This is a genomic window from Nitrospira sp. (assembly GCA_029194665.1).
Taxonomy (GTDB): domain Bacteria; phylum Nitrospirota; class Nitrospiria; order Nitrospirales; family Nitrospiraceae; genus Nitrospira_D.
The window spans coordinates 463,265-480,288 of the sequence record JARFXO010000003.1 but is presented as its reverse complement, the minus strand read 5'-3'; the positions used below and the strand labels follow the sequence as shown (position 1 = coordinate 480,288).

Genomic DNA, 17,024 nt, shown 5'->3' with positions numbered 1-17,024 from the left:
ACCGAGCAGATCAGGATAGGAACCTCATGACTTGAACAACACTCCGCTGTTGTGTAACTCACGTCTGACCGCCTCAAACTGCTGCAGTCGTTCGGCGACATCTGGCACATCTTCTGGACGATCAACCCGCAATGATGCATGGTTGGTTTCCCATACTCGGATGCGAATCCCGTGATCCAAGGCACGGAGCTGTTCAAGCTTTTCGGCGTCCTCCAAACGGCTCGTCGGCAGAGCCGCGAATCGAAGCAGGGTTTCCTTCGTATAGATGTACAATCCCAGATGCATATAATGGAGCCCTCCGATCACTTTCATCCCAGGATCATCACGGACGAAGGGGATCGGAGCTCGTGAAAAGTACATCGCATGGCCTCTGGCGTCGGTCACAACCTTGACCACGGCCGAATTGAGAAGGTCCTCCGTATGGTCCATCACGCGTTTGAGCGTCCCCATGCCGGCCCCACTTTCAAGAAACGGCTCGATCAGGTCGGTCAACAATTCTGGATTTAACGGAATCTCATCGCCCTGTAAATCCAAGAAGTATTCCCCCGCAAACATACGGGCCACGGCGGCAACCCGATCCGTCCCTGTCCGATAGTCACCGGTAACCATGATCACACGTCCACCAAACCGCTCGACGGCTTGCTTGATACGTTCGTCGTCGGTTGCAACCAAGACATCGGAAACGGCACGGCAAGCGACCGCCCGCTCATACACATGTTGAATCATCGGCTTGCCATTCAGTTCGACGAGCGGTTTGCCGGGGAAGCGCGAGGAGCCATATCTGGCTGGGATCACAACTGTGACTGACCGTGACGCGCTAGGCATCTCCAAAGGCCTCGGACAACTGTTTGGGCGAGACAGTTGCGGTGCCGACCATTCCTACCACGATCCCGGCTGCATAGTTGGCCATGACCGCTCCGGCCTTGATGCTGGCGCCGGCCGAAATCGCCAGCGCCAGCGTCCCAATGACCGTATCCCCTGCACCGGTGACGTCGTAGACCTGCCGAGCCTTCGTGGGCAAATGCCACGATGCGCCGTCGCCCTCGTACAAGCTCATGCCCTTTTCACCGCGCGTAATCAGGACGGACCGGCACCCAAGACGCTGCCGAATCATCGCCCCGGCTTCGTCGATCGTCTGGTCGCCGTCGCCGTGCAACCCGGAGGCTTGAGCCGCCTCCAGATGATTCGGTGTAAGGACGGTGACACCTTTGTAGTAGCTGAAATGTTCAACTTTCGGATCGACGATGACCGGAACTTTTCGCAAGGCAGCAAGCCGTGTGATTTCGGACATGAGCGCCGACGACACGACTCCCTTGGCATAGTCCGACACCACCACGCAGGACAAGTCCCGAATCCGCGACTCCACATACCGGAGCATCTTTTGACGCAGCGCTGTTCTTAGCTCGCTTCGTCCCTCGATGTCATACCGCACGATCTGCTGGCTATGCGCGATGACCCGACTTTTCCTGGTCGTCGGGCGATCCTGATCGATCACCACCCCCCCACGGCTTGATCGTTTGTTGCCGAGCTCCTTCATCAGAAGGCGCCCGCTTTCATCCGACCCAATCACACCGCAGAGATCGGCCTTTCCCCCCAGCGCCAAGATATTGTTGAATACGTTGGCCGCCCCGCCGAGCCGGAGCGATTCCGATTCGACATGGACCACCGGAACCGGCGCTTCCGGAGAGATCCGACTGACTCGCCCCATCACATAGTGATCGAGAATGAGGTCGCCGACAACGAGGACCGATGCCTGTGGAAATCGTTGAAGGTACTGTCGAAGTGCTTTGGCCGATGGAACGTCACGCTTCTCATTCGAGTCCTCTCCCGGAAGAGAAGCATGACGGTTTTTCTTTACTGAATCGCCTTGCCGAATCGGTCCCACCTGACCCACTCCGTCCAATTCCCCTGCCCATTCCAAGACCAATAGACACGAAACGCCTTCCCGCGGATCTTTTCTTCCCGCACATATCCCCAGAACCGACTGTCCAAACTTTGGTCGCGATTGTCACCCATGACGAAGTACGATCCATCCGGCACAGTCACCGGTCCGAAATTATCGCGGGGGTTGATCGTACCATCGATCACGCCTGGGTCGATTCGCTGCGTAAAGGTCTTGTCGTCGAGCGGCTGGCCGTTCACGAGCACGACCTTGTTCCGAAGCTGTACGGTATCCCCCGGCAGCCCGACAATACGCTTGATGAAGTCTTTCTCTTCATCCTCGGGAAACCGAAACACGATGATGTCGCCCCGTTGCGGCTTGCTGAAGGTTACGACCGTTTCGGACGTGTAGCAATTGACCGGGGGAAAATTCCATTGCAGCTTGCAGTCCGTCGGCCACTGAAGGCCATAGGAGAGTTTGCTGACCAAAATGTGATCGCCGATCAGCAAGGTGGGAATCATCGACCCTGATGGAATCTTAAATGCCTGCACGACGAACACGCGGATGGCAAACGCCAACAGCATGGCCACGATGATCGCCTCCGCATACTCCCGGACGATGGACTTGCGACCTGTGTGATCCGCGTTGCCAACCATCTTGGTTCCGGAAAGCGAGGCCTGCTCTCCTCCTCGAGGGGAGCCTGACAGCTTCTCCGCATTCCTCTGATTCTGGTCGAGGCTCATTCCTCTCCGACTCTCAAGATCGCCAGGAACGCTTCCTGTGGGACATCGACACTGCCGACCGCCTTCATCCGTTTTTTCCCTTCTTTTTGCTTTTCCAGCAACTTCCGTTTCCGTGTAATATCGCCACCGTAACACTTCGCCGTCACGTTCTTTTTCATCGCTCCGATGGTTTCACGGGCAATGATCTTGTTCCCAATCGCCGCCTGAATGGCGATCTCAAACATCTGCCGGGGAATCAATTCTTTCATTTTCTCAGCCATTTGACGACCACGATGGTACGAACGTTCGCGATGCGTGATGAAGGACAGGGCGTCCACCGCTTCTCCGTTGAGCAGGATGTCGATCTTCACCAGATCGGACTCTCGGTATCCGAGTACTTCATAGTCCAACGAGGCATATCCTTGGGTTCTGGACTTCAACTTGTCGTAAAAATCCAGAATCACCTCATTCAGCGGCAGTTCATAACTGATCATCACGCGGGTGGGATCGAGAAACTGTAGACTGCGCTGAATGCCCCTCCGCTCCTGGCAGAGCTGAAGAATGGGCCCCATATATCGTTCTGGGGTAAGGACCGTCGCGAGAATAAACGGTTCTTCAAACGAGGTGATGTTATTGGGAGAAGGCAATTCGGCTGGGTTGTCGATCTCCACCTTATCGCCCTTCGTCGTGGTGACGTGATACACCACGGTCGGCGCGGTGGTAATCAGCGTTAGACCGTACTCCCGTTCCAACCGCTCCTGGATGATTTCCATGTGCAGCAAACCTAGGAAACCACAACGGAAGCCGAAGCCGAGCGCCAGCGATGTTTCCGGCTCGTAGACGAACGACGAGTCGTTGAGCCGAAGTTTGACGAGAGCGTCCCGCAAGTCCTCGTACTTGGCGGTGTCCGTTGAGTACAGCCCACAAAATACCAACGGCTTGACTTCTTTGTACCCCGGAAACGGCGCGGCGGTGGGGGTCGCGGCATCCGTGAGGGTGTCGCCGATCTTGACATCGGCGACTTCTCTCATGTTGGCACAGAGATACCCGACCTCCCCCGTCAGCAGTTCGATCTTCTTCGTCCGTTTGGGGGTGAATTGTCCCACTTCCATGACTTCAAATGTCCGATCATTCGACATGACTTTAATCTTCATTCCTGGTCGGATGGTTCCATCGACCAGCCTCACCAGGACGATCACACCCTGATAATTGTCGAACCATGAGTCGAAGATGAGCGCCTTCAGCGAGGCCAGCGGATCACCGGATGGAGGAGGGATTCGCGCGATGACCGCTTCCAGTACCTCCGATACGCCTTTGCCGTCCTTGGCACTGATAGGCAGGGCATCGGCAGCCTCGAGCTGCAGCACCTCCGAGATCGAATGTTTCGTTCCCTCAACATCGGCACTGGCCAAATCAATCTTATTAATGACCGGAATAATCGTGAGGTTGTTGGCCATCGCCAAATTCACATTGGCAATCGTCTGCGCCTGTACGCCCTGAGTGGCATCGACCAACAAGAGCGCCCCTTCACATGCCGCCAAGCTCCGGGAGACTTCATACGTAAAATCGACATGCCCCGGCGTATCGATCAAATGCAACGCGTACGTCTTCCCGTCCTGAGCCTTGTACCGGATGGCCACTGCATGGGCCTTGATCGTAATGCCACGTTCCCGCTCGAGGTCCATGGCATCGAGGATCTGATCTTTGGCTTCTCGAGCAGTGACTGCGCCAGTAGCTTCTAGGAACCGGTCAGCGAGGGTTGATTTGCCGTGATCGATATGAGCGATTATGGAAAAATTGCGTATAAGGCTTTGCAAATCCGAGCTCATTCGTAAAATCGGTTCATTATAGTAACTGCCTCCCAGGTTGTCAAAGAGATCGCCCGCCTCTATAATCACGCGCCGCTCGGAGGGAGAAGACAACAAGAGCGTATGACTCATATCTATTAACACGCGCATGAGATGATGAGCTGGCTCTTTTTGCTGCCCCAGGCCATCCGCTCCTCTCTGCAACTCGTTCACCGTGACACGAAAGCCTTCAACCAGACAATTGATCGACTGGGACCGTCGCTACCTCTGGCATCCGTTTACCCAGATGCAGGAGTGGGAGCAGGAGGAGCCGCTGATCATCGAACGTGGAAAAGGTTCTTATCTCATTGATACGGAGGGAAACAAATATCTGGACGGCACCTCGTCCATCTGGGTGAACCTGCATGGCCATCGACATCCAGCCCTGGACCGTGCGCTCAAACAGCAACTCGACAAAATTGCCCACTCCACGTTGCTTGGCCTCTCCAACCCACCGGCCATTGAGCTGGCGCGCGAGTTGATCCGGATTGCGCCGAAGGGGCTCACACGTGTCTTCTATTCGGACAACGGCTCCACGGCGGTCGAGGTTGCGCTGAAGATGGCCGTTCAATACTGGCAACAGCGGCGGCCTGAGGCCGGTCCCAAGAACACATTCCTCCACCTCAAGCTGGCCTATCACGGAGATACGATCGGCGCGGTGAGCGTCGGCAACATCGCCTTGTTCCATTCAAGGTTCAAGCCGCTGCTCTTTTCGACCCTGGAAGGGGAACCGCCCTATTGCTACCGCTGCCCGCTCAACATGACATATCCTGCTTGCCGCATGGCTTGTATCGACCCGATTGAACAGATCCTCAAAATCCGTCATCGAGAATTGGCTGGATTCATCATTGAACCGCTGATGCAAGCAGCTGCCGGTATGATTCCCCAGCCGGCCGGTTATTTAAGACGAATCCGTGAGCTCTGCACCAAATACGGCGTCCTATTGATTGCAGACGAAGTGGCGACAGGATTCGGGCGAACGGGCAAGCTGTTCGCCTGCGATCAGGAAGGAGTGATGCCGGATCTTATGGCGATCAGCAAAGGACTCACCGGCGGCTATATGCCCCTGGCAGTCACATTGACAACGGATGAAATCTACAGAGGTTTTCTCGGGGCTTACGATGAGTTCAAGACCTTTTTCCATGGACACAGCTTTACCGGGAATCCATTGGGCTGTGCCGTGGCCCTCGCAAATCTCCGAGTCTTTCGCCAGGAGAAAACGCTGTCTCGACTCTCCTCCAAGATCAAACTCCTGACCAAATGGCTACTCCCAATGGCTGAAATGCCCAATGTCGGCAACATCCGTCAACGTGGGTTCATGGTGGGAATCGAATTAGTCAAAGACAAGAAGACTACAGAGCCTTACCCGCTCAGAGCCAAGGCCGGTCACCGCGTGGCATCAATCGCACGAACGAAGGGACTGATCTTGAGACCGATCGGGAACGTACTCGTGCTCATGCCGCCGTTGTCAACCTCCACCGGGGAATTGAAGAAAATGGTGGAAATCCTCAAAGAATCCGTGGAGACTCTGCACATTGACTGAGCGTCGCTTCGATGCTCTGCGAATCTCCCAGAAGAAGCACCAACCTACATGCAGACCTGTGATTTTCTTGTCATTGGTGGTGGAGTGATCGGTCTCAGCATCGCCCGTGAACTCCGTAGACGTCGGACGGACGCCCGGGTGTTGTTGATCGAAAAGGAACCCTCGTGTGGAGCCCATGCCAGCGGGCGTAATAGCGGAGTGCTCCATGCAGGTTTCTATTACTCACCCGACAGCCTCAAAGCGAAATTTACCCGCCTTGGAAATGAGCGACTCACTGCCTATTGTGAAGAGAAGCGAATTCCCCTCAATAAATGCGGGAAGCTCGTCGTCGCGAAGGATGCAGCGGATTTGCCATCGCTCGATGAATTATTCCGTCGCGGGCAAATCAACGGCATTGAGCTTCAGGCCCTCACGGAGACGGAAGCCAAGTCCATAGAACCGCGTGTCAAAACATTCCAACGGGCACTCTTTTCACCACGCACCTCGACGGTCAGTCCGCTCCAGGTCGTCAACACGATGCAGGAAGATGCGCTCCATGAGGGTATTCAGATCCAGTGCGGCACAGCCTATCGGGGACGAGCCAACGGAAACGTTCGAACGAACCAGGACAGCATCGAAGCCGGATACATCGTCAACGCCGCCGGTCTGTATGCCGACAAAATCGCCATGGATTATGGATTCTCGGAAAAGTATCGCATCCTGCCGTTTAAGGGTCTCTACCTCTATTCCGATGAACCACCTGGTGCGATCCGCACCAATATTTACCCGGTTCCGGACCTCAGAAATCCGTTTCTAGGTGTCCACTTCACCATCACGGCCGACGGAAAGGCAAAGATCGGTCCGACAGCCATTCCGGCTTTGTGGCGCGAGAATTATGAGGGACTCGGAAACGTCAACCTCCGTGAGCTCGTCGAAGTCGCGAGCCGAGGGTTCGGCTTACTGACCGGGGCTGGTTTTGATTTTCGACGCTTGGCGATGGAGGAGATCGCAAAATACTCGCGCAGCAAGATGGTATCGCTTGCCTCGGTACTTGCCGATGGCGTGGTTGAGCGTCACTATCGAACATGGGGTCGTCCCGGAATTCGAGCCCAGCTGCTCGATATCACGAAGAAAAAGCTTGAAATGGATTTCGTCTTGGAAGGGGATAACCGCTCCATGCACGTGCTCAACGCCGTGTCTCCAGCCTTCACCTGTTCGCTCCCCTTCGCAAGCTATGTTTGCGATCAGATCGACAAAACGATAGCCTGAGGATCAACAGAGACGCACCTCCTCGCCGACGCCGACTTGCAGGCTTTGGGCTGCACTTTCTTCCTGGAGAAAGATTTCCAAGTTCCCGCTGCTGTTGATCAATGCAGAGGGACTCTGACGATTCCCTTGGCTGTAGCTTCCAACGAGTTGATGAATGACGTGCATACCGACATGAATCTCCACCGTTTGTCCCATTGCGGCTCGGAATTCCCGGACCTGCCGCGCTGTGATATTGGAAATAAGATTCCCGAACCGATCGACGGAGATGATCTTCCCGACCAGCAACTCTTCATGCCAAACCGGGATCGCCACGGAACGTCGGATTGGATCCTGAACCACCGGTCCAAAAAACGTCGGTGGGACGCCTTTACTCAACCATGCGGCAGCCGGCGCGAACAGATCCCGACCGTCAAAGGTCGACCCAAGTGTTTCCAAACGATATTGTGGGCTGTTGATCTGCCACACCTTCGCCCCAACCTCCTGCTCCAAGACTTCGGTGAACAACCCATTGTCCGGACCGACAAAGAACGAGCCGGCTGCGGAAATGAGCAACGCCCGGCGCTCCGTCCCGACTCCGGGATCGACAACGGCCACATGGATGGTCCTTTCCGGGAAATAGCGGTAGCAGGACTTTAGGAAGTACCCGGCTTCCTGGATCTGGTGAGAGGCGATTTGGTGTGAGAGATCGACGATGGCAGCAGAGGAATTGATCGACAGAATGACCCCCTTCATGCTTGCCACAAAACAATCACGCTCGCCGAAATCCGTCAAGAGCGTGATGATGGGGCGCGCATCCGGCACGTCAGACTTCCTCGAATTTGATCTCCAGAACCTCGTATTCGACCAGCTTTACGGGGGTCTTCACTTCCACAAAATCTCCGACACGCCTGCCGATGAGCGCGCGACCGACAGGGGACTGTACGGAGATCTTGTTGAATTTCATGTCTGCCTCATCCTGTCCGACCAAGGTGTATTGTTTTTTCGCTTGGGACTCCTGCTCGATGACCAACACGGTTGCACCGAAGACCACCGTCTCGGTGGTGCGGCCAGCGGTTTCTACCACGCGGGCATCTGCGAGCTTTGTCTCGAGCTCGGAGATGCGCGACTCGATAAATCCTTGGCGCTCTTTGGCGGCATCGTACTCGGCATTCTCACTGAGATCGCCATGTGCCCTGGCCTCCGCGATCGCCTCGATCACTTTCGGTCGCTCAATTTTGCGCAAACGATCCAATTCCGCCTTCAACGCATCATAGCCCTTCTTCGTAATAGGGGTCGGCATGCTCCAGGTGCTCCTGAACAGTTTGAGGATGCTGCAAAAGTGGTCCAGCTGCGTTCTCGCATCGCTCAAGGCTTCAACGTACCACCGGGCGAGAGCTGCCACAGCAGCTCGGGGCGGGTGGGTGAGAAAATTACGCCTCAGCCTTTCGCTCGCTGCGGCCTTGCTGGAAGAACTTTTTCAGCATCCTCTAATTTATGGTCGATGATATTCCTGCAATGTGCGAATTGCCAAACCCTTTTGGGCGGTCGCTTCGATGCCCATCACGGCCGCATGGGCGCCTCTCATGGTCGTGAAATACGGAACGCCTCGGTGGAGGGCCTCCCTCCGGATGGACAACGAATCCACGTGACCAGAGGCGGTGCGCACCGTGTTGATGACGAGCGCCACCGCGCCGTTCTTGATATGGTCGACAATATGCGGGCGTCCTTCTTTCACCTTATTGACCGTACTCACTTCAACCCCGTGCTCGCTCAGATAACCGGCTGTTCCGCTGGTGGCTTGAATCTGAAACCCGAGTGCACCTAACCGCTTCGCGAGATCCAAGGCGACAGGACGATCGGCTTGCTTCACACTCACGAAGGCGGTCCCCGATGTCGGGAGGACTGCTCCGGCTCCCGCTTGGGACTTTGCAAACGCCCATCCGAAATCTCCGTCGATGCCCATCACTTCTCCGGTCGATTTCATTTCAGGCCCCAGCAGCACATCGACCCCGGGAAATTTGTTGAACGGAAAGACCGCTTCTTTGACCGAGAAATGGGTCGGCAGAGGGGCCTCCGTGAAGCCCAATTCTCTAAGTGTTTTTCCCATCATCACCTTCATGGCCAACTTGGCGAGCGGGACGCCGATCGCTTTGCTCACAAACGGCACGGTTCGAGATCCACGAGGGTTGACCTCAAGCACATAGATGGTCCGGCCTTTAACGGCAAATTGTGCATTCATAAGCCCGACGACACCGAGTTCTAATGCCAGCAAGCGCATTTGCCGCTCGATGTCTCGCGCAATGGGCTTGGTCAACGTATAGGGAGGCAGCGAACAGGCCGAATCGCCGGAATGCACCCCGGCTTCTTCAATATGCTCCATGATTCCCGCAACCACCACGGTTTCGCCGTCCGAAATCGCATCGGCATCGACCTCGATGGCATCCGCAAGGTACTTATCGATCAATACCGGATGATTGGGCGACGCCTTGACTGCGGAGTGCATGTACTCCAGCAAGCCCGTTTCGTCATACACGATCTGCATTGAACGCCCGCCCAGTACGTAGGACGGACGGACCATGACCGGATAGCTGATCCGTCCTGCGATCTGCACCGCTTCCTCGATGGATCGGGCGGTTCCGCTTTCGGCCTGCATCAAGCCCAACTTATTCAGGAGACCACGAAACCGTTCCCGGTCTTCCGCCAAATCGATGGCATCGGGACTGGTCCCAAGAATCCTCACACCGGCTTTTGAGAGCGGAAGCGCAAGTTTCAAGGGCGTCTGTCCTCCGAACTGCAACACCACTCCGACCGGCCGCTCCCGATGGACGATGTTGAGGACGTCTTCGTGCGTCAGCGGCTCGAAGTACAGCCGATCCGACGTATCGTAATCCGTGCTCACCGTCTCCGGGTTGCAGTTCACCATGATCGTGTCGATCGCTTCTTCTCGAAGTGCCATGGCCGCATGAACACAGCAGTAGTCGAACTCGATCCCCTGTCCGATCCGATTGGGACCTCCCCCCAGAATCACGACCTTCCGTCGATCCGAGGGCCTGGCTTCGCACTCCATGCCGTAGGTAGAATAGAGATACGGCGTTTGCGCCTCGAACTCCGCAGCGCAGGTATCGACCCGTTTATAGGTGACCCCTCGTGTCCTGTGTTCCGTCCGGGCGCTCTGGACTGCCGTCGCCTCACATCCGAGCAATTGCGCGATCCGATCATCAGAAAAACCAAGCTCTTTCGCGTCCCAGAGCAACCCGCTACCCAAGACGGTCGCTGGGTCGGCGGCAGAACCGGCAAGCATTCGCTCAAAGTCCACCAGCTGTCTGACTTGCTCTAAAAACCAAGGATCTATCCTCGTCGTTGCAAACAGCTCCTCGTCCGTGAATCCCAGGCGCATGGCGTCGGCCACGTACCACAGTCGTTCCGGCACCGGGGTCCGCAGCACTCGGCTAAGTTTCTCGATCGCTTCCGCACGGTTAAACCCGGCGGGGACACCTCGATCAAGTCCCAATCGTGACGCAAACCCATTCAGCTCCAACTCCAGGGAGCGAATGGCCTTCTGCAGAGACTCCTTGAAGGTGCGTCCGATCGCCATCGCTTCCCCGACCGACTTCATCTGCGTGGTCAGGGTCGGGTCGGCACCCTTGAACTTCTGAAAGGCAAATCTCGGAATCTTGACGACCACATAATCAATCGTCGGTTCAAACGATGCCTTTGTGACGCCGGTTATGTCATTGGTAATCTCATCCAAGGTATATCCGATGGCCAATTTGGCGGCGATCTTCGCGATCGGAAACCCGGTCGCCTTCGATGCCAGCGCCGAGCTTCGAGATACCCGAGGATTCATTTCAATGACGACCATCTCCCCGTTGGTTGGGTTGATGCCGAACTGAATATTGGACCCTCCCGTCTCGACTCCGATCTCTCGGATGATACCGAGAGCCGCATCCCGCATCCGTTGGTATTCTTTGTCGGTCAACGTCATGGCCGGCGCGACCGTAATGCTGTCTCCGGTGTGCACGCCCATCGGATCGAAGTTCTCAATCGGACACACGATGACGACGTTGTCCTTCAGATCACGCATGACCTCCAATTCATACTCTTTCCACCCAATGACCGATTCTTCGATCAGCACCTGACTGACCGGACTCATGGCGAGCCCCCAATCGATCAGCCTCTCGAATTCCTCGCGATTATAAGCGATGTTTCCGCCGGTCCCTCCCATGGTGAAGGACGGACGAATGATGGCGGGAAAGCCGACGGTATCAAGAATCGCCAGTGCTTCCTGTCGCTGGTGCGCGGTCCCGCTCTTCGGCACCCGCAGGCCGATTCGATGCATCGCCTGCTTGAACGCTTCCCGATCCTCCGCTTTATGAATGGCTTCAGCTGAAGCGCCGATGAGAGCGACCCCGTATTTCTCGAGGACTCCTCGTTTCACCAACCCCATCGTGGTGTTCAGGGCCGTTTGCCCACCCATGGTGGGAAGCAAGGCGTCCGGGCGCTCGCGATCGATCACCTTCTCAACCACATCCAAGGTAATCGGTTCGACATACGTCCGGTCAGCCATTTCCGGATCCGTCATGATCGTCGCCGGATTGCTGTTGATGAGGATGACTTTATAACCCTCCGCTTTCAGCGCTTTGCAGGCCTGTGTGCCGGAATAATCGAACTCACAGGCTTGGCCGATGATAATGGGACCGGACCCGATCATGAGGATTGACTGAATGTCCGTTCGTTTAGGCATCGTGTGTATGTGGTTGGATCAGCCGGGTGGGAGCATGGGTCCGATCGGAGGTTGATAGGGGGTCGACCTGGGTTCTTCGTCCCGCTGCGTCGCATGGTAGTACTTCATGGCCTCCGGTAGCCAGGCTTCAATTTGATTGATACGCGATAGATCGGAGGGATGTGTGGAAAGAAATTCCGGGATATTATGCTGCGATCGAAAACAGACTTTATCGATCATCTGTCTGGGGCACCCACTCATCCGCTCCCAAAAGGGCACTGCTTCTCGAGGGTCAAAGCCGGCCTGCGCCATCAATTTAAGTCCAATGTAGTCGGCCTCGGATTCCTGTCTTCTCCCGAACGGCAAGGAGACTCCGACTCCGTAGGCGCTCATCGCGGCCATCGCCGCATCCGGACGTCCGACAGCGGCTCCAGCAGCCAACGCACCGACTTGGCCGATCGTTTCAAGGATGCTTCGGCTGTATCGCTCCGCTCCGTGGCGTTGGAGCGCATGCGCGACCTCATGACCGATCACCGTTGCTAACCCGTCTTCGTTCTTCGTGATTTTCAAGATTCCTGTGAAGACCGCGACCTTGCCGCCGGGCAATGCGAAGGCATTGATCATGCGGTCGTCCCTTATGATGGCAAACTCCCACTGATACTCTGGTTTCTTGGCAACCGCCGCAATCCGCTGGCCGACACGGTTGACCATCCCGTTCACCTCAATGTCATCACTCAGCGGAGCTTTGCGCAGCAACTCATGATAGGCGCTGATGCCCATCTCAATTTCTTTCTCCTCAGAGATATAGATGAATTGATCGCGCGCCGTTCCCGGTGCGCGGACACATCCCGCTAGAGCCGAAACCACGCCGCCCGCTCCAAGACCCGCCACGCAAGCCAGCTTAAGCATTCCTTGAACCCCATGCAGAAGCAAGGCACGACGATCAGTGGGTGTTGAGAACAGTCCATCGAGCTCCTGATCTGCCGGCCGTATCATCCTCGATCCCTAGGTCCAAGCCGATCACCATGCATCATACTGTCAGTCATCCTACCATCAGTCATGGGTTCGGCCCCTCACTCACTATGGCATCCACAAATACATGAATTGGGGGGTTCCTCCTCGGACAAATGACATGAGGTCGAGATCGGCAAGACCGACGAGCCCACTGGGCGCCAATACTTTGGAATACACGTTGTTGGAGTATTCACCCGGTCGTATGTACGTCACGACTCGGGCGTCCGTCAGGCCGGCTTTTTTCTTGGCCATTGCGATCGCGTCTTCGAGATAGCCGATGTCATCGACCAAACCAGCCGTTTTGGCCTGTTCGCCTGTATAGATTCGTCCATCGGCCAACCGTTTGATCTGTTCCATCTGCAAATTGGCGCGACCCTCCTGCACGATGTTCAAGAAACGCTGATAAAACGAATCGATCAATCCTTGGAAGATGGCCCGTTCTTCGGTCGTCATGGTTCGAAACGGCGAACCCATATCCTTGCGAGGGCCCGATGTGACCGCCGTCGCCTCCACCCCCACTTTCTCCAACAGCCCTCGCGCGTTGACCGTCAACATGATCACGCCGATGCTACCGGTAACGGACGAAGGATGCGCCAGTACCTGGTCCGCCGCCGCGGCGATATAGTAGCCCCCTGATGTGCCCAGATCCATGATGGATGCAATGATGGGGATATTGCGACTGGCCTTGAACATTTTCAGTTCGTGATAAATAATATCCGAGGCCGTCACTGTTCCCCCAGGCGTATTGATGCGAAGCACAACGGCCTTGACTTTCTCATCCTTAGTCGCCCGCGTCAGTTGTTCCTTCACACTGGCAACCATACTGGGAGTCGCCCGAAGTCCCTCGTTCTCTTGAGAACTAATCATTCCGGAAATTTCGATCAACAGCACTTTTGCTTTGCCGGTCCCGTCGACCTGAGCCTCTTGCAGAGGTCCCGGGCCAGGGAACAGCGGGAAATTGAACGTGCAGCCTGAGAGCAACAATCCGATCATGCCCATGACGAGGCGATTACTCATGACGTTTCTCCATAAGTTGCATGAATTCATCGAACAAATAGGCGGCATCATGAGGGCCAGGAGCCGCTTCCGGGTGATACTGCACCGAGAAGACCGGATGGTCCAGACAGGCCATCCCCTCGATCGAGTAGTCGTTCAAACTGACATGGGTGAGCGACAATTTTCCATAGCGGGTGTCGATCACGGGCGGCAACTTCGGTACACCAAGGAGTGATGTGGGACCCTCCACCGCGAAATTATGGTTCTGCGACGTAATCTCGACTTTTCCCGTCCGAAGATCCATCACGGGATGATTCGCGCCATGATGACCGAATTTCAGCTTATAGATCTTGAGGCCGAAGGCCAAGCCGAGAATTTGATGGCCCAAACAAATGCCGAAGATCGGATAGCGTCCGATCAGTTTTTCCATTGCTTTCGCGGCATAGGGAAGGCCCTCCGGATCTCCCGGACCGTTCGAGAGGAAAATGCCGTCAGGTTTGAGCGCGTCGACTTCGGCTGCCGAGGTTGCAGCAGGCACCACCGTGACCTGACAGCCGACATCCACCAATCGTCGCAGGATATTGTGTTTGATGCCGAAATCATAGGCCACCACTCGCCGAGGCTTGGACGTTCCACGTTCCCGACTGTATGCCGACGGCGTCCAATCGCCAGTCCCCGTCGTCCAGTCATACTGGCGTGCGCAGGTGACCTCGGCGGCCAAATCTCGACCAATGATGCCGGGAGCTTGCCTGGCACGCCCGACCGCCCGCTCATGATCGAGATCGAGGTGGCTGATGATTCCTTGCTGTGATCCATGCTCGCGCAAGTGCCTTGTCAAAGCCCTTGTATCGATTCCCTCGATCGCGACAATCTTGGCCTCTTTCAATGATTCCTGAAGCGTCTGCCGACTCCGCCAGTTGCTGGCAAGACGGCTGGCTTCCATGACGACGAACCCTTCTGCCCAAGCTCGACGGGATTCCACATCTTCCGGTGTGATCCCATAGTTGCCGATATGGGGACAGGTCATCGTGATGATCTGCCCTTTGTACGACGGGTCGGTCAGTACCTCCTGATAACCGGTCATGGCCGTGTTAAATACGACTTCACCGACCGTTTCACTCTCATAGCCGAGAGCGCGGCCTTCAAACACCCTTCCATCCGCCAATGCCAATATCGCTTTTTTCACAGTCTTTCATCCAGATGGAGCGAGCGGTTCACCTTGATGCCGATCAGTACGAGCCCCAATAACAGGTTGAGCATATACAACGATCGAATCGGCATGAGCACGCGAAACAATGCTTCCAAAGCCGTCTTCTTGACCGTCTCATCCTTCGTGGCGAACGCCTGCATCTGAAGGGCTGCGGCGTTTGGATGGAGCACCGCGATGATAAGCCCGGCAATCGCTATCATGACTGCCAGCACGGTCATCTCACCCCAACCGACGTCAAGGATCGGATCTCCGCTCCACCGGCGGTAGCAGAGTGTAGCACAGAGGATGGCACCGGCGCCGATGACAAAACGATGATAACCTTCGAACGCTCGGGTCAAAAATATGCCTCCGGAATCCTGTCCTCCGAATGTATTGAACACGGCCGGGATCACCGCTCCGCTGAGTACGACCATGCCTCCAACCCAGACGGCGAGCGCAACCCACTCCAACGTAAGACACCCAACCATCCCCCAGCGGGACAGTCGTCGCACAGCGCTATCGCTCCACCGGACCGGTTTCGAACACCACTCTGCCGCCTACAATGGTTGTATTCACTCGACCTTTCACCTTCCACCCCACGAAGGGCGTATTGCGGCTCTTGGATCGGAACTTGGACGGATCGACTTCCCACTGTTCTTGCTGATCAACGATGACGACATCGGCATCTGCGCCGACCGCCAGTGTTCCTTTCTTGAGCCCGAACGCCGCAGCCGGAGCCGAGGTCAGTTTCTGGACCGCTTGTTCCAGTGACAGAACCTCTTCCTCCACCAACCCCAACGTCAACGGCAGCGCCGTCTCAAGTCCGACGATTCCAAACGGTGCCTCGGTGAAATCCTGCAGTTTCTCTTGCGTGGCATGAGGCGCATGGTCGGTCGCAATCACATCAATCGTGCCGTCCCGCAATCCTTCCTTGATCGCCTGGACATCCGCCCAGGTGCGCAAGGGGGGGTTCATCTTCGCGTGGGTGTTGTACCCACGCACCAGTTCTTCCGTCAGCAGAAAGTGGTGAGGGCAGGCTTCCGCCGTCACATGGATTCCGCGGGCTTTCGCCTCCCGCACCATTCTGACGGACCCGGCTGTGCTGATGTGTGCAAGATGAAGCCGAGCTCCCGTCAGCTCCGAGAGGGAGAGATTGCGCGCGACCATCACATCCTCCGCCGCAGCCGGGATACCAGGTAATCCCAGTTCGGTCGAGATCAATCCCTCATTCATACAGCCGCCTTCGGCCAGATGCAGGTCTTCGCAATGGTCGACGACCGTCAAATCGAATGCCAAGGCATATTCCATCGCTCGTCGCATCACCAGGCTGTTCATCACAGGCTTACCGTCATCCGAGATGGCGACACAGCCGGACCGCCGTAGGTCCCCGATCTCCGCCAGTTCCTTCCCTTCCGATCCTTTCGTGATAGCGCCGACCGGCAGTACATTTGCGAGGCCGGCCAACCGCGCTCGTTCCAAGATGAACTCGGTCACGGCTTGATTGTCGTTCACCGGGTTCGTGTTGGGCATGCAACAGACCGTCGTAAATCCACCAGCAACGGCCGCAGCACTGCCGCTCTGAATGGTTTCCTTATACTCAAACCCCGGCTCGCGAAAATGGACGTGCAAATCCACGAACCCCGGCATCACAAGCTTCCCATTGGCTTGAATGGTCCTGCCACCGGCCGGAGCCGGAAGATTCCGGCCCACGGCAGCGATCTTCCCGTTCTCGATCAACACATCGTCAACTCCGACAAACCGGCCTGGGTCGATGACGCGACCACCCTTGATCAGAATTGACACAGAAGGCTCCTCTCCACTATTGATAGAATCTGTCGATCTGACGATCCGTTGATGTAATGAATGGCTGCGCTCAAATTC

General features: G+C 56.1%; 14 protein-coding genes. 2 read left to right on the top strand and 12 right to left on the bottom strand.

The features are described 5' to 3' along the window. Positions 1-24: 24 nt before the first annotated feature. The 4 genes from kdsB to lepA are packed head-to-tail and all read right to left on the bottom strand — an operon-like array spanning position 25 to position 4,562. A complete protein-coding gene (gene kdsB, locus P0119_11760) occupies positions 25-825 on the bottom strand; it encodes a 3-deoxy-manno-octulosonate cytidylyltransferase (protein ID MDF0666730.1) in 801 nt (266 codons plus the stop codon). Next, a complete protein-coding gene (gene rfaE1 / locus P0119_11755; GenBank protein MDF0666729.1) occupies positions 818-1,885 on the bottom strand; it encodes a D-glycero-beta-D-manno-heptose-7-phosphate kinase in 1,068 nt (355 codons plus the stop codon). Before rfaE1 ends, kdsB begins: the two co-directional genes overlap by 8 nt. Further along, a complete protein-coding gene (gene lepB, locus P0119_11750; protein ID MDF0666728.1) occupies positions 1,855-2,625 on the bottom strand; it encodes a signal peptidase I in 771 nt (256 codons plus the stop codon). The genes rfaE1 and lepB overlap by 31 nt, the downstream gene beginning before the upstream one ends. Continuing rightward, positions 2,622-4,562 (bottom strand): translation elongation factor 4, encoded by a 1,941-nt coding sequence (lepA, locus tag P0119_11745; protein ID MDF0666727.1) that lies wholly within the window; start codon positions 4,560-4,562, stop codon positions 2,622-2,624. The genes lepB and lepA overlap by 4 nt, the downstream gene beginning before the upstream one ends. 64 nt (positions 4,563-4,626) lie before the next feature. On the opposite strand from lepA, the gene bioA reads away from it, so the two are divergent. Together bioA and lhgO are read left to right on the top strand one after the other, a co-directional pair. Beyond that, complete coding sequence (bioA, locus tag P0119_11740; protein ID MDF0666726.1) at positions 4,627-5,994, top strand: adenosylmethionine--8-amino-7-oxononanoate transaminase; 1,368 nt, start codon at positions 4,627-4,629, stop codon at positions 5,992-5,994. Positions 5,995-6,042: 48 nt separating this feature from the next. Then, positions 6,043-7,242, top strand: coding sequence for an L-2-hydroxyglutarate oxidase (gene lhgO / locus P0119_11735; protein MDF0666725.1), 1,200 nt, complete (start codon positions 6,043-6,045; stop codon positions 7,240-7,242). Between the two features lie 3 nt (positions 7,243-7,245). On the opposite strand, the gene P0119_11730 is transcribed toward lhgO, so the two are convergent. The 8 genes from P0119_11730 to P0119_11695 form a co-directional block, all read right to left on the bottom strand. Continuing rightward, entirely contained in the window at positions 7,246-8,043 is a 798-nt protein-coding gene (locus P0119_11730) for an SAM-dependent chlorinase/fluorinase (GenBank protein ID MDF0666724.1), read from the bottom strand. 1 nt (position 8,044) lies between these two features. Beyond that, positions 8,045-8,521 carry a transcription elongation factor GreA gene (gene greA / locus P0119_11725; GenBank protein ID MDF0666723.1) on the bottom strand — a complete coding sequence of 159 codons (477 nt, stop codon included), beginning with the start codon at positions 8,519-8,521 and terminating at the stop codon, positions 8,045-8,047. 192 nt (positions 8,522-8,713) lie between these two features. After that, positions 8,714-11,965, bottom strand: coding sequence for a carbamoyl-phosphate synthase large subunit (carB, locus tag P0119_11720; GenBank protein ID MDF0666722.1), 3,252 nt, complete (start codon positions 11,963-11,965; stop codon positions 8,714-8,716). 18 nt (positions 11,966-11,983) lie between these two features. Continuing rightward, on the bottom strand, positions 11,984-12,940 hold the full coding sequence (locus P0119_11715; protein MDF0666721.1) for a M48 family metallopeptidase: 957 nt from the start codon (positions 12,938-12,940) through the stop codon (positions 11,984-11,986). An 84-nt stretch (positions 12,941-13,024) separates the two neighbouring features. Further along, the gene (gene sppA, locus P0119_11710; protein ID MDF0666720.1) at positions 13,025-13,975 is read right to left on the bottom strand and encodes a signal peptide peptidase SppA; all 951 of its coding nucleotides are present in this window, start codon (positions 13,973-13,975) and stop codon (positions 13,025-13,027) included. Beyond that, on the bottom strand, positions 13,968-15,140 hold the full coding sequence (carA, locus tag P0119_11705; GenBank protein MDF0666719.1) for a glutamine-hydrolyzing carbamoyl-phosphate synthase small subunit: 1,173 nt from the start codon (positions 15,138-15,140) through the stop codon (positions 13,968-13,970). Before carA ends, sppA begins: the two co-directional genes overlap by 8 nt. Next, entirely contained in the window at positions 15,137-15,655 is a 519-nt protein-coding gene (locus P0119_11700) for a DUF4149 domain-containing protein (GenBank protein MDF0666718.1), read from the bottom strand. Before P0119_11700 ends, carA begins: the two co-directional genes overlap by 4 nt. A 4-nt stretch (positions 15,656-15,659) precedes the next feature. Then, positions 15,660-16,946, bottom strand: a complete 1,287-nt coding sequence (locus P0119_11695; protein ID MDF0666717.1) for a dihydroorotase — start codon at positions 16,944-16,946, stop codon at positions 15,660-15,662. Between the last annotated feature and the right edge of the window lie 78 nt (positions 16,947-17,024).

Coding starts and splice junctions, on each gene's coding strand:
- kdsB (MDF0666730.1), bottom strand. CDS start 825: ATGCCTAGCGCGTCACGGTCAGTCACAGTTGTGATCCCAGCCAGATAT.
- lepB (MDF0666728.1), bottom strand. CDS start 2,625: ATGAGCCTCGACCAGAATCAGAGGAATGCGGAGAAGCTGTCAGGCTCC.
- lepA (MDF0666727.1), bottom strand. CDS start 4,562: ATGCGCGTGTTAATAGATATGAGTCATACGCTCTTGTTGTCTTCTCCC.
- lhgO (MDF0666725.1), top strand. CDS start 6,043: ATGCAGACCTGTGATTTTCTTGTCATTGGTGGTGGAGTGATCGGTCTC.
- greA (MDF0666723.1), bottom strand. CDS start 8,521: ATGCCGACCCCTATTACGAAGAAGGGCTATGATGCGTTGAAGGCGGAA.
- carB (MDF0666722.1), bottom strand. CDS start 11,965: ATGCCTAAACGAACGGACATTCAGTCAATCCTCATGATCGGGTCCGGT.
- P0119_11715 (MDF0666721.1), bottom strand. CDS start 12,940: ATGATACGGCCGGCAGATCAGGAGCTCGATGGACTGTTCTCAACACCC.
- sppA (MDF0666720.1), bottom strand. CDS start 13,975: ATGAGTAATCGCCTCGTCATGGGCATGATCGGATTGTTGCTCTCAGGC.